This window comes from Isoptericola sediminis, assembly GCF_013085345.1.
Taxonomy (GTDB): domain Bacteria; phylum Actinomycetota; class Actinomycetes; order Actinomycetales; family Cellulomonadaceae; genus Isoptericola; species Isoptericola sediminis.
Genome location: NZ_JABFAJ010000006.1, coordinates 59,215 through 72,034, shown reverse-complemented (window position 1 = coordinate 72,034; position 12,820 = coordinate 59,215). Strand labels below are relative to the sequence as shown.

Annotated in this window: 11 protein-coding genes and 1 pseudogene; 6 read left to right on the top strand and 6 right to left on the bottom strand. The window is 76.6% G+C overall.

The annotated features are described in order from the left end of the window. Nucleotides 1–27 precede the first annotated feature (27 nt). Nucleotides 28–909, bottom strand: coding sequence for an alpha/beta fold hydrolase (locus HLI28_RS03580; protein WP_171246137.1), 882 nt, complete (start codon nt 907–909; stop codon nt 28–30). Between the two features lie 50 nt (nt 910–959). Beyond that, a complete protein-coding gene (locus HLI28_RS03575) occupies nt 960–1,442 on the bottom strand; it encodes a hypothetical protein (protein ID WP_171246136.1) in 483 nt (160 codons plus the stop codon). A gap of 184 nt (nt 1,443–1,626) precedes the next feature. Between HLI28_RS03575 and HLI28_RS03570 the strand changes: the two genes are divergently transcribed. From HLI28_RS03570 to HLI28_RS03560, 3 genes are all read left to right on the top strand, one after another. Next, nucleotides 1,627–2,280 carry a hypothetical protein gene (locus HLI28_RS03570; protein ID WP_171246135.1) on the top strand — a complete coding sequence of 218 codons (654 nt, stop codon included), beginning with the start codon at nt 1,627–1,629 and terminating at the stop codon, nt 2,278–2,280. A 63-nt stretch (nt 2,281–2,343) separates the two neighbouring features. Next, entirely contained in the window at nt 2,344–2,682 is a 339-nt protein-coding gene (locus HLI28_RS03565; RefSeq protein WP_171246134.1) for a hypothetical protein, read from the top strand. Next, the gene (locus tag HLI28_RS03560) at nt 2,679–4,808 is read left to right on the top strand and encodes a hypothetical protein (protein WP_171246133.1); all 2,130 of its coding nucleotides are present in this window, start codon (nt 2,679–2,681) and stop codon (nt 4,806–4,808) included. Before HLI28_RS03565 ends, HLI28_RS03560 begins: the two co-directional genes overlap by 4 nt. A 798-nt stretch (nt 4,809–5,606) precedes the next feature. Here the strand turns inward: HLI28_RS03560 and HLI28_RS03555 are convergent. Both HLI28_RS03555 and HLI28_RS03550 read right to left on the bottom strand, forming a co-directional pair. Continuing rightward, complete coding sequence (locus HLI28_RS03555) at nt 5,607–6,083, bottom strand: nitroreductase family deazaflavin-dependent oxidoreductase (protein WP_171246132.1); 477 nt, start codon at nt 6,081–6,083, stop codon at nt 5,607–5,609. 22 nt (nt 6,084–6,105) lie between these two features. Continuing rightward, nucleotides 6,106–8,040 (bottom strand): heavy metal translocating P-type ATPase, encoded by a 1,935-nt coding sequence (locus HLI28_RS03550; protein WP_171246131.1) that lies wholly within the window; start codon nt 8,038–8,040, stop codon nt 6,106–6,108. A 75-nt stretch (nt 8,041–8,115) separates the two neighbouring features. Between HLI28_RS03550 and HLI28_RS03545 the strand changes: the two genes are divergently transcribed. From HLI28_RS03545 to HLI28_RS03535, 3 genes are all read left to right on the top strand, one after another. Continuing rightward, the gene (locus HLI28_RS03545) at nt 8,116–9,435 is read left to right on the top strand and encodes a histidine kinase (RefSeq protein WP_171246130.1); all 1,320 of its coding nucleotides are present in this window, start codon (nt 8,116–8,118) and stop codon (nt 9,433–9,435) included. A gap of 148 nt (nt 9,436–9,583) precedes the next feature. Next, entirely contained in the window at nt 9,584–10,486 is a 903-nt protein-coding gene (locus HLI28_RS03540) for a cation diffusion facilitator family transporter (protein WP_171246129.1), read from the top strand. A 105-nt stretch (nt 10,487–10,591) separates the two neighbouring features. Further along, nucleotides 10,592–11,320, top strand: a complete 729-nt coding sequence (locus HLI28_RS03535) for a VIT1/CCC1 transporter family protein (protein ID WP_171246128.1) — start codon at nt 10,592–10,594, stop codon at nt 11,318–11,320. Between the two features lie 42 nt (nt 11,321–11,362). Here the strand turns inward: HLI28_RS03535 and HLI28_RS15410 are convergent. Both HLI28_RS15410 and HLI28_RS03530 read right to left on the bottom strand, forming a co-directional pair. Then, a pseudogene (locus HLI28_RS15410) lies at nt 11,363–12,010 on the bottom strand (FUSC family protein); the annotation flags it as partial. 295 nt (nt 12,011–12,305) lie between these two features. Then, nucleotides 12,306–12,725, bottom strand: coding sequence for a phage holin family protein (locus HLI28_RS03530; RefSeq protein ID WP_171246127.1), 420 nt, complete (start codon nt 12,723–12,725; stop codon nt 12,306–12,308). Nucleotides 12,726–12,820 lie beyond the last annotated feature (95 nt).

The window sequence follows — 12,820 nt, the reverse complement described above, 5'->3', positions numbered from 1 at the left end:
GTGACGGCGGCGTTGCCTCGCCGCTCGTCAGCAGGCCAGGACCTCGCGCAGCCGGGTCGCGAACGCGGCCGGGTCGTTGTCCGGGGCCCACTCGTGCCGGGCGAAACCGCCGTGGTCCCCGGGGAAGACGACGACCGGGACGTCGAGGGCCTCGGCCAGCGCGACCGCACCCCGGTACGCCATCTCACCGGGCGGGGACCCGGCGCCGACGGCGGGCAGCACCTGCAGACCGCCGGCGCGGGTGGCCGCCCGGAGGGACTCCAGGGGCGGCTCCCACACGGGCATGACGGCCAGCGACGTCCCCAGGAGCAGGTCGTCGCGCCGGCCGTCGTCCTCGGTGGGCAGGCCGAACTCCGCCGGGTCCGGGTCGGGCTGGTCGAGGAAGTCCTCGGTGAGCGGTTCCGTCGCGAACACCAGCCGCAGGAACTTGGCCATCGCGGGGCCGAACCCGGCGCGACGGTAGGTGTCCACGATGTCGGCCTGGGCACGGACCGCGACGTCGCGGTCGGCGAGCAGCGCGGTCAGCGGGGGCTCGTGGGCGACCAGCCGCCGCACCTCGCCCGGGTGCCCGGCCGCCCAGGCCAGGGCGGCCGCGGCGCCGCCCGAGCTCCCGAAGACGTCGAACGGCCCGGGCCCGACGGCCCGGGCGACGGCGTGCAGGTCCTCACCGTGCCGGTCGACGGTGAGCTGGGCGTCGGCGGCGACGGGGCGCGACCGTCCGGTGCCACGGGGGTCGTAGGTGACCACGAGGCGGTCGTCCAGCGCGGGGACGAGCTGGTCGAAGCCGTCGGCCGCCATCGGGTTGCCGACCACGAGCAGCGGGGCGTGCCCGCCGTCGTGCGCCGGTTCCCGGACGTCGTAGGTCACCGTCGCGCCGGGCAGGTCGAGCGTGCGGGTCGTCGTGGCCATACCGGTAGCGACGGGACGGGGGGCCGGAACTCATCGGCCGGCCCGCGCGGCTACTGGTCGTCGTCGGGCGAGGAGTCCCAGTCGTCGTCCTCGTCGATCGTGAAGGAGCCGCCGAAGTGCACCTGGTCCGGGTCGACGCCGAGGCCCTCGGCGATCTGCCGTCGCATCTTCTCGGCCATCGCCACGCCCTCGGAGGTGTCCCGCATCGACCGGTAGGTCTCGGCGTCGACACCGAACTCGGCGCGCGTCCAGGCGTCGAACGCCGTCTCGTAGGCGGCGCTGGGAGCCTCGACGACGTACTCGAGGACCTCCCCGAGCGGGAAGTGGCGGGTGCGGCGCGGGGTGTCGCCGGTGCCGGCGAGCGTGACCGTGAGCACGCCGTCGCCGACCTCGTGGCTGATGAGCTCGGGACGCCGGAAGTACTCCGTGTCTCGACCCTTGAGGTGGACCACGAGAAGCTCGTCGCTGACCGGTTCGCTCGTCGGAGTCGGCGGGTAGGTGCGCGGCACGGGTCGCGTGGTGGAGTCAGACATCAGTTCCGAGCATGCGCCGTCGGCGGCGACTTGTCACGCCGGTTCTCCCCTGGCGCAACGCGTGACGCCCACCCACCGACCCCGGCCTCCACAGCGGGACACCGACCCGCCGCGACGACCCGACGACGGCCCCGACGGCACGGCACCGTGGCCTGCACACCGCCCCCGGAACCGAGGAGCCCCGTTGCCGACCCCGACCCTGCCGCCCGCCGGACCGACCGGACGTCCCACCCGGCCCGGCCGCCGCTTCGTCCACCCCGAGCCGGTCGACCTGGCGACCGCCTGGCGGGCCGAGGAACGGCTCGCGGGCGACCCCGACCGACCGCACCACTGGTGCCCCGACCGGCACGGCTGGTTGCTGCGCGCGGGTCTGCACGAGGTGCTCGAACCCGTCCTGGTGCCCGACAGCGCCGGCGCGTCGTCCTTCTACCGGTTCGCCGAGCTGGACCAGCCGGTGGCGGCCGCCCTGCTCGACCGGCTCGACGACGACTACCTCGCCGTCGAACGGCAGAACGACGGCCCGACCATCGGCACCGTGCTGCGTGCCGTCGTCCGCCATCCCGACCGGTTGCGCGCGCACGGCTACGTGGTGGGCCCGGGCCGCTGCGACGAACGCGTGACGGTCGAGGGGGTGCTGGTGCGCACCGACCACGCCTTCGTGCTCGGTGACCATCACGGCCCCGGGTGCCAGTGCGACGAGCTGGAGCGGTTCGTCGCCTCCCTCGGGGTGGACGACGCCCGCGTCCCGCCGCACGAGGTCACCCGCTGGTGGGGCCGGCCCGGTGACCTGTCGCCGGACGGCCCGGCCGAGCACTGGTACCGGCTCTGGTGGGACTGAGGCGTCCACAGCCTGTGGACGACGCCGGTGTGCCGGCACGTCGGCGCACTAGCGTCCGGCCGCATGGCGCACCTCGACCTGGACACCGACGACCTCGCCGCGGCCGGACGGCGGGCGCACGCGGCCGCGGACCGGCTGGACCCTGCCGCGATGGCCGACGATCTCACCGGGACCGGTGCCGGTGCGGCGGCCGGCGACCCCGCGCTCGGCGCCGCGATCGACGACCTGACGGCGGCATGGGGACCGCTCCGGGCCACGCTCGCCGCGACCCTGGAGGGTCTCGGGGACCGGCTCGCGCGGACCGCCGCCACCTTCGACACCGCCGAGGGCACGACGGCGCAACGCGTCGCCGCCGCCGCCGTGACGCCCGCCCCGGTGGTCCGCACGGACGGTGCCGGATGACGGTGGACCGGCCGTTCGAGCCCCTGAGCGGGTCGCCCGAGGTCCTGGACTCCCTGGCGAGCGGCGCCTCGCGCGCGTCCGCCGCCCTGTCCACGGTGCACTCCGACCTGGTGGGCCTGGACACGACCATGACGCGCCAGCGGTCGGCCGCCGTCGACACGGCCCGGACGGCGCTGGACGACCTGATGGCTCGGGTCCGGCTGAGCGACCGGGTGCTGCGCGAGACGGCGCGCGTGCTGGCCGACCGCGCGGCGGGGCTGGCCCGCGAGCAGCACGAGGCTCTCCAGGCGATCGCGCAGCGCGAGGAGGCGTGGACGCGGGTGCGCCGGGCCGAGGCCGACGAGGCCGCGGCCTGGCAGCTGGGTCTCGACACGGCGGACCTGCGCCACCTGGACGCGGCACGGCTCGCCGCGGAGGCACGGGCACGCCGGGACGCCGCCCACGACGACGTCCTCGACGCCGAGCGCCGGTGGTACCGCGTGCGGGAGACCAAGGAGACCAGCTCCCGGGTCGCCGCCCGCCGGCTCGGCGGGCTCGGGCACCCGGACCTCGTGCGGTGGGCGGTCGCCGACGGCACGACCCTGGCGGACCTCGGCAGCCGCTGGGCCGACGGCGTGCGGCTCGCGGAGCGGCTGTCGGCGGGGGCGGTCGCCGGCGCCGACCCCGCGGAGCGCCAGGAGCTCCGCGAGGGGACGGTCGCCGCCCTGGCCGCGGCCGGCGACGACCCGGTGCTGTGGACGGCCCTGTGGGAACGGGTCGGGCCCGCGGAGCTCTACGCCGCGCTGGGCGTCGGGGCCGTCGCCGGGCCGACCCGGGAGGCGCTGGCCACCGGGCTGGCCGCCTGGGCGCGGCACGCCACGCCGACCGAGCGGTACGCGCTGGGGAACGCCCTGGTCTCCGCGCTACCTCCTGGCTTCCACGAGCTCGGCGACCGGGCCGACCTCGCCGCCGCGCTGCTGCGCCCTGCCCTGCCGGCCGACGTCCACCGCGGTGCCGCGGACGCCCTCGTCGAGCGCCACGGTGCGACCGGAAGCAGCGAGGCCGACACCGCCGCGACCGGCACCCTCACCGTGGCGGTCGCCACCGGCCTGGCTGCCGACCCGGACGCCGCACTGCGCCACCTGGCACCGCCCGGCACCACCGCCGCCGACGTGACCGACCGCGCGCACGCCTGGTTCGGCGTGGCACCACCGGACGGCTGGCCCGACGGCGGCACCGCCGTCACCGGCCTGCTCGCCGCCGCCATCGGCGCCGGGACGCACCCCGGTGCCGACGCCCCGCAGCAGGTCCGGGCGGCCCTGGCGAGCTCCGCGGCCACGACGGCGCTCGTCGCACCCGGGGGTCTGCTCGCGGGGGCGTACCCGGTGTCCGACGCCGCGAGCCGGCACGTCGCGGCGGCGTACGCGCCGTACCTCGTCTCGGCCGACGACGCCGCGTGGCACCCGTCGGCCGACGGCTCGCCGCCCGCGCCGGGCGTCCGGGGGCTGCCCCCGCTGGCAGAGGGCGCCGAGCCGGTGCCGGAGGTCGTGCAGCCCCGGCTGGACGCGTTCGCGCTCCGGGACGTCGTCGCCGCGACCTCGACCACGGAGACCGCCTCCGGTCACTGGTTGCGGCAGGTCGACATCGCGGTGGCCGCGGCCGCCGCCACGGCGACGGCGGAGGGTGTCGGGGCCGCCGACGCGGAAGCGCTCGCGCAGGCCGGCGTCGCGGACGGGGCCGCCGTCGTCGGCTCCATCGCCTCGGGCACGATCTCCGTCGCCCAGGACGCCGCCGCCGAGGACGCGCTGCTGTACTCGACCGGGCTGAACCTGGCCACGACGCCGGTCGGGGCGCGGACATCGCTCGGCCTGCTCGGGCTCGGCACGCTCCTGCCGCCGCTGGGGCCCGACCACGTCGGTGCCGCCCGCGAGGAGGTGCTCGCGACCGAGGACACCCTGCGGGAACGGGTCGTGACGCCCTTCGAGACCGCGTGGCGCCGGGAGCTCGCCGACCGGGGTCTGCCGCCCGACGCGATCGACGACGCCGCACGACGCTGGGCGGCGGACTCGCAGACCATGACCATCACCTTCCGCGACTCGTTCGACGTGCACTCGGGCCTGGGGCGGCGGCTGGGAGAGCGGTCGTGACGGCCGGCCACACGGCGCCGACCCGCGGCTGGCGGGGAGAGATCGTCGTGCCCGTCGCGACGGCGGTGCTCTTCGCGCTGCTCGTCGCGGTGCTGGTCGGCGGCCCGCCGCTGCGCGCCGCCCTGCAGCAGCGGTGGCACCCGGGTACCTGGGCGCTGACGCCGGACGACTTCCCCGCCGGGAGCACGGAGGCGGTCCCGGTCGAGGCGCGGTGGGTGTCCGCGGTCCCGCCGCACGACCCGGCGCCGTACCTGCTGCCGGGCCAGCGTTATCTCGCCGACGGCAGGCCGCTGCGGCTCGTGGTCGAGGAGGACACGGTGACCGCGACGGCCGGGGTCCGCCAGGGGGACGTGGAGGTCTACACGAGCGTGGTGGCCTCGGTGGAGGCCGGCCCCGGGGCGGCGGCGTTCCGCCGCGACGAGATGCACGACCGGGTCCACCGGCCCGGCCGGCGCGAACGCCTGCAGGACACGGCCCGGCGCGGCGGTGCGTCGCTGACGGCGGTGCGCCCGCTGACGGGGCCCGGCCCGGCGGACGGACCGGCGCCGGCCGTGACCGGCCTCACCGGCGTCGAGACCGACCGCACGGGAGCACGGTGGCGCGTGACCGCCGTCGCGACCGTGGCGTGCGAGGCGCTCGTCCTCGTGGCGACGCGGGCACCGGTCGGTGCCGACGTGCCGCCGGACCTCACGATCGACGCCCTGGTCGACCGGGTCGCGGCGGCCGTGTGCGCCGACCCGCCCGAGACCGGGTCCGGGCCGGACGCGCCCGCGAGCGCCGACGCGGCGACCGCGCCGGTCAGCCGTCCAGGAGCCGCAGCTCGACCACCGGGACGACGCGCCGCCAGTCGGGCTCGCCCCGGGCGGCGCCCAGGGGTTCGGCCCACTCGGACACGACCGGCCGCAGCGCCGCCCAGGCGGCGGGATGCTGTGCGGCGTACTCCTCGAGCCGCGCCACACCGGCGTCGGGGTCGAGCGGTTCGGCGACGGCACGCACGTCGCGCCGCCGGCCCACGGAGACCAGCACCCGGGGCTCGACCACGATGTTGCGGTACCACTGGGGACGGGGGCCGAGCCCCGAGGCCACCACCAGCCGGTCCGCGGAGGGCCGCCCGACGACCTCGAGCACCACGAAGCGGGCCTCGCCCGTCGTGCGCCCCCGGTGCTGCAGCATCAGCAGCCGGTCGCCGAGCAGCGCTCCGAGGCCGGCGCGGTACAGCCAGATCGGTGCGCGGACCAGCCAGCGGGTGCGCAGCATGCGGGTGACCAGACCCATGCCGCCACGGTAGCGCCGCCCCTCAGCGGGCGCGCGCCCCCTCGGCCGGGACGGCCCGCGCCGGACGGCGTACCCGTTCGTGACGGTCGTCCTGCAGGGCGCGCAACGCGTTGAGGATCGCGAGCAGGTCGACGACCTCCTGGCTCAGGGCTCCGACGACGGCCGGGATCACGCCGGTGGCGGCGATCCCCATGAGGACCACGGACAGCGCGATCCCCAGCCAGATGCTCTGCAGCGCGACGGTCATGGTCCGTCGTCCGACGCGCACGGCGGTGGCCGTCCGGACGAGGTCCTCGGTGAGGATGACCACGTCCGCGGACTCGCTGGCCGCCGTCGAACCCCGCGCCCCCATCGCCACGCCGACCTCGGCGGCGGCCAGGACCGGGGCGTCGTTGACCCCGTCCCCGACCATCATCACGGGCCGGTCGGGCAGGTCGCGGACGATGCGCACCTTGTCCTCGGGCAGGCACTCGGCGTCCACCTGGGCGATGCCCACCGCCGCGGCGATGTGCTCGGCGGTGGAGCGGGAGTCGCCGCTGAGCATCATCGTGCGCGTGATCCCGAGACCGGCGAGCTCGTCCATCGTTCGCCGGGCGTCGGAGCGGGCGGGGTCGCTCATCACCAGCGTGCCGGCGAAGCGGCCGTCGACGGCCACGTAGACGGCGAGCTCGCCCGGCCCCAGGTTCTGCTCCTCGACGTCGGGCGCGGCGGAGGCGACCCGCTGCCGCTTGCCGACGACGACGTCGTGGCCGCCGACGTCGGCCGCGACACCGTGCGTCGCCTCCTCCCGGGCGCTCCGGGCGCCGAGCAGGTCCAGCCCGCGCCGCGTGGCGGCGTCCTGGATCGTGGTGGCCAGCACGTGCGAGGAGTACTGCTCGGCCGACGCCGCGAGCCGCAGCAGGTCGTCCGCGCTCCACGGGGGGCGGGGGTGGACGGCCAGCAGCGTGGGACGGCCGAGGGTGATGGTGCCGGTCTTGTCGAAGGCGACGGACCGCACCGCGGACAGCTGCTCCAGGGTGCCGGCGTCCTTGACGATGAGGCCGTGCCGGGCCGCCCGGCTCATGCCGCCGAGGAACGCCACCGGGGCGGCGATGAGCAGCGGGCACGGGGTGGCGACCACGAGCACCTCGGCCACCACGGTGGGGTCGCGGTGGTACACCCACGCGGCCCCCGCCACGAGGAAGGCGAAGAGGGTGAAGGGCACGGCGTACCGGTCCGCGAGGCGCACCACCGGCGCCCGGGACTCGGCGGCCTCGCGGACCATGGCCACGATGCGGGCGTACTGGCTGTCCGCCGCGGCCGCCGTGGCCCGCAGGGTCACGGCCTGCTCGGTGTTCAGCGCGCCGGAGAGCACCGGGTCCCCGACGTGCCGGGTGACCGGCAGGCTCTCGCCGGTGAGCGAGGACTCGTCGAAGTCGGTCTCCGGCCCCACCAGCTCGGCGTCCACCGGCACCACCTCGGCGGGGCGGACGAGGACGAGGTCGCCGGGACCGAGGTCGGCGACGTCGACGTCGGTAATCGTGCCGTCGGGTCCCAGCCGGTGGGCACGGGTGGGTGCGCGTTCCAGCAGCGCGCGCAGCTCCTGGCGCGCCCGGTGCGCGGCGAAGTCCTCCAGCGCCTGCCCACCGGTTAGCATGAGCACGACGACCAGCGACGCCACGTACTCGCCGACGACGACCGTCGCGACGATCGCGGTCAGCGCGAGCAGGTCGACGCCCCAGTGCCCGGCGAGGACGTCACGGACCATGTGCCCGGCGACGCGCAGGCCCACGACCAGCGCCCAGGCGGACCCGACCCAGCGCGCCGTCGTCTCCTGGCCGCCGGCCAGCAGCCCGAGCACGACGACCAGCACCAGCAGGGATGCCGCCACCCAGGGGTAGCGCTGCACGAACCACCGCAGCCGTGTGCGCCGCACCCCGTCCGATCCGGCACCGGTCGGTGCCGACGGTCCGCTCATGGTTCCATCGTCGCGCCGGACCGGACCTCCGGCCTCCCGACTGCACGGGCGGGGAGTCGGCCCTACGCTGTCGACGTGCCCGCCCTGCCGGTCCCCGGAGGTGTCGTCGACGTCGACGACGCCACCGTCGCTCCTGCCCCGCGCCCGGCGCCCTGGTTGGTCGACGTCGCGGCGGCGCTGGGGACGATGCTGGTGCTCACCGGCGCCGTCCTGGTCGGTCGGCACGCGGGGCTCCTCGGTGTCCTCGCCGCGGTCGGCTTCGGCCTCCTGGTGCTGCTGCGGCGGCCCGCCCCGGTCCTGATGGTGGTGCTGACCTCCGTCGGCGTCCTCGTGTGCGCCGCGGAGGGGCTCGGTGCGCTGGGGACGCCGCTGGCCGCGGTGACGGCGCTCTGCGCGGCCACCGCGCAGGGGCACGAGCGCTGGGCGGCCGGGGCCGGCGCGGCGCTGGTCGTCGCGGCACCGGCCCTCGGACCGCCCGGGACGGGTCTCGCCTCCGACTCGCTCGTGGAGCTGGTCCTCGGCGCGGCGCTGGTGACGGCGGCCGTGTGCCTCGGCCTGCTGCTCCGGTGGCGACGTACCGCGCAGTCGGCTGCGCCGTCGGCCGTGGCGGGGGCCGGGACGCTCGGACCGGACGAGCCCCCCACGCCGGCGGCACCCTCCACCGCGACCGCACCGAGCGCCCTGCACCCACCGGAAGCGCCGGAAGCGCCGGACGGACCCGAGGACGACGCCCGGCACCGCCGCCAGCAGGAGCTGCTGCGGGTCGCACTGGACCTGCAGGAGGTCGTCGGCCACAACCTGTCGCTCGTGGCCCTGCACACCGACGTGGCGGCCGGCGCGATGGGCCGCGACGACGACGCGGCCGGCACGGCGCTGCGCCACGTGCGCGAGGCGACATCGGCCACCGTGCACGAGCTGCGGGCGACGACCCTGCTGCTGCGGGGCGCGCTCGACCCGGCGCGGGCGGGTCACGACGCGGACACCGCGGCGCGGGAGCACCTGCCCGCGGCCACCGGACCGGCCGGCCTGGCCGCACTCGTCCAGCCCGTCCTCGCCGCCGGTGTCGACGTGTCGACGCGGGTCGACGTGCCCCGCGGCTCGATCGACGCGATGGTCGACGCCGCGGCCTTCCGGATCGTGCAGGAGGTGCTGCGGGACGTGCGGGACGCCACCGGGGGACGCCGCGTGCAGGTCCGCCTGGTCGTCGCCGCGGGCCGGCTGCGCATCGTCGTCGCCGACGACGGACGGAGCCTCGCCTCCGGCTTCGGCGAGGACCCCGGACTCGCCGCCGTCCGCCACCGGGCGGCGCTGCTCGGGGGCACGCTCGACGTCGGGTCCGGGACCGACGGCGGCCTGGTCGTCACCGCGGAGCTGCCGGCACGCCTGGGCGAGTGACGGCACGGCCCGGAACGGCACGGCCGTGCCTGTATCGTCGCCCCCATGGCCACCACCGCGTCGCACACCGAGGCGTCCGTCCGGGTGGCCCCCGCCCCGGGCGCACCGCCCCGGACCCACCCGCCGCGCGTGCGCTGAGGTTCCGACCATGGCGCACGACCACTCCGGGCCCGGCACCCACCGCGGCCGTCTCGGCCTGGCCTTCGGCATCACGGCGGGCATCGTCGTGGCCCAGGTCGTCGGCGCGGTGGTCACCGGCAGCCTCGCCCTGCTGGTCGACACGGCGCACCTGCTCACCGACGCCGCGGGGCTGGGGATGGCGCTCCTGGCCGCCCACGCCGCGACGCGCCCGGCCACCCCGCGGCGTACCTGGGGACTGCGGCGGGCCGAGGTGCTCGCCGCCCTCGCCCAGGCCGCGCTGCTCCTCGGCGTCGGCGTGTTCGTGGTCGTCGAGGCGGTGCAGCGGCTGCAGGACCCGCCCGAGATCCCCGGGACGGAGCTCGTCGTCTTCGGCGTGATCGGCCTGGTCGGCAACCTCGCGGCCCTGGCCGTCCTCGTCGGGCGCCGCAGCGCGAACCTCAACCTGCGGGCCGCGTTCCTCGAGGTGCTCAACGACGCGCTGGGATCGCTGGCCGTCGTCGTGGCGGCGGTCGTCATCGCCACGACCGGCTGGCAGCAGGCCGACTCGGTCGCGGCGCTGCTCATCGGCGCCCTGATCCTGCCGCGCGCCGTGCTGCTGCTGCGCGACACCACCGCCGTGCTGCTCGAGTCCACGCCGCCGGGTGTCGACCTGGACGAGGTCCGCAGCCACCTGCTCGGGGTCGAGCACGTGCACGAGATCCACGACGTGCACGCCTCGCTCATCGCCACCGGGCTGCCGCAGCTCTCGGCGCACGTCGTCGTCGAGGCGGAGTGCTTCCGGGACGGCCACGCCGGGGCGATCCTCGACGAGCTGCAGGACTGCGTCCGCGACCACTTCGGCATCGAGCACACGACGTTCCAGGTCGAACCCGAGACCCACCCCGAGCACGAGCACCCGACGCACGACTGAGGCCGCGGCGCCCCGCACAGCCCGGGGCCGAGCGGCCGGGAAGGGCAGGATTCGGCCAGCCTTGCCTTGCTGGCGAGGCCTGCTCGGGAGTGCTTACCTGGTGGCATGAGCAGCGGACCCGAGGTGCGCACCCACGCCGACGAACCCCACCGGACGGGGCTCGCGCAGCGACTCAACTGGCTGCGCGCGGGCGTCCTGGGGGCGAACGACGGCATCGTCTCGGTCGCGGCCGTCGTCGTCGGCGTCGCCGCGGCGACCAGCGAGCAGGCGGCGCTGCTGACCGCCGGCCTCGCCGCCCTCGTCGGCGGGGCCATCTCGATGGCGCTGGGCGAATACGTCTCCGTGTCCTCCCAGTCGGACACCGAGAAGGCGCTCATCGCCAAGGAGAAGCACGAGCTCGCCACGATGCCCGAGGCGGAGCTGGAGGAGCTCGCCGGGATCTACCGTGACCGCGGCCTGTCCGAGGAGACCGCGCGGCAGGTCGCCGTCGAGCTCACCGAGCACGACGCCCTGCGCGCCCACCTGACCGTGGAGCTGCACATCGACGCCGACGACGTCGTCTCACCGTGGCACGCCGCCTTCGCCTCGTTCGTCGCGTTCGCCATCGGGGGCCTGCTGCCCTTCGCGACGGTGCTCCTCGTGCCCGAACCCGCCAAGGTCGCCGCGACCTTCGTCGCCGTCCTCGTCGCGCTGGCCCTGACCGGTGGGGTCGGCGCCTGGATCGGCGGCGCCCGGATCGGGCGGGCCGTCCTGCGGGTGGTCGTCGGGGGCGCGCTCGCGCTCGGCGCCACGTTCGCCGTCGGGTCGCTGCTGGGCAGCGCCGGCGTGGTCTGACCGCAGCCACCGCGCGAGCAGCAGCACCCCGAGCGCCGAGCCGGCCCCGACCAGCGTCAGCACGACACGCACCCAGGCGGCCGTCTCCGGCCCCTCCGGGCTGGTCAGCACGACGCTGACCGTCAGCAGGGCGGCGAGCACCCACAGCGGGGCCGCGGCCGTGGCGACGACCGTCGCCACGAGGGCGAGCACGGTGACGACGGTCAGCACGGGCCCGGGCAGGTCGAGCGCCACCAGGCCGGCGGCGAGGACACCGCCGAGGACGGTCCCGCCGGCCCGGGCGACCGCGCGGGCCGCGATCTCGCCGGCGCGCGGCACGAGCACCACGTAGAAGGTGAGCAGCAGCCACCACGAGTGGGTGTCCGGGTAGTAGGTGACGGCCCACCACGTGCCGGCCGCGGTCAGGACCACGAGCGCGCCCGCGTAGAACGCGCTCTCGGCCCGGGTCACGCGCGGACTCTCGCGTCGGGGCAGCCCGCCGGTCAGCACCGCGACCAGCAGTGCCGTCCACAGGCCGGCCAGGAGCACGGTCAGCGCCGCGGGCCAGGCACCCGCCAGCGTGCGGGGGTCGACGTCGGTCAGGGCCGGCGGCGCGATCGTGTAGACCGCGACCGTCGTCGCCAGCACGGTGCCCCCCGCGGTCCGGCCGTACGCCGCGGCGAGCCCCACCGTCGCCGCGACGGCCGTCATGAACACCGTGGCGGTCCCCGCGTGCGCGCCCGCGAGGGGGGCGAGGAGGACGAGGACGCCGGTGGCGACCGCGACCAGGACGGGACGACGCGGGGAGGCGGCCGCCGCGGTCAGCGGGGGCAGCAGCCCGAGCAGCCAGGGCATCACCAGCACCGGGTCGACGAGCCCGAGGGCGACGCCGGGGGCCAGGGTCAGCAGGGCCGCGGCCACCAGGCGACGGCGCGCACCGCCCGGGGGCAGGGGCTCGGTGCCGTCGTCGAGGCCGGCCGACCCGTCGGGCCGGTCGGGACGGGCGTCAGGCGCGGTCGTCGCGGCGCTCCTCGACGGCCTGCTTGAGGATGAAGGCCGGCAGCAGGAACGTGGCGAGCATCGTCACGAGCCACACGATCACCGGGCCGATCACCCACCCCTGCCAGCCGGAGATCTCCAGCCCGTCGGAGACGAGCGAGGCCACCAGCAGGGCGACGTAGGTGCTGATCAGCCCCACCGCGCCGACCAGCGTCGGGGCGTTGCGACGGGCGAGCTGGGCGAAGAACGGGGACATCACCGCCTGCACCACCGCGAAGAGCACGACGGCCACCACGAAGCCCAGCGGGTCGTCCCACACGACGTCGAACGTCTGCCAGTCGAAGGCCGCGAACAGGACGTCCGTCAGGACCACACCGATCGCCGCCGCGAGGAGGAAGACGGCCGTACGAGCGAGGAGTCGGACCATGACGGCAGAGTGGCACAGATCACCACAGGTCGCGCGAGATGCTCAGGATTCCCTCAACCCCCCTGGGCCGGGGCGGTGACCGACCACCAGCATGT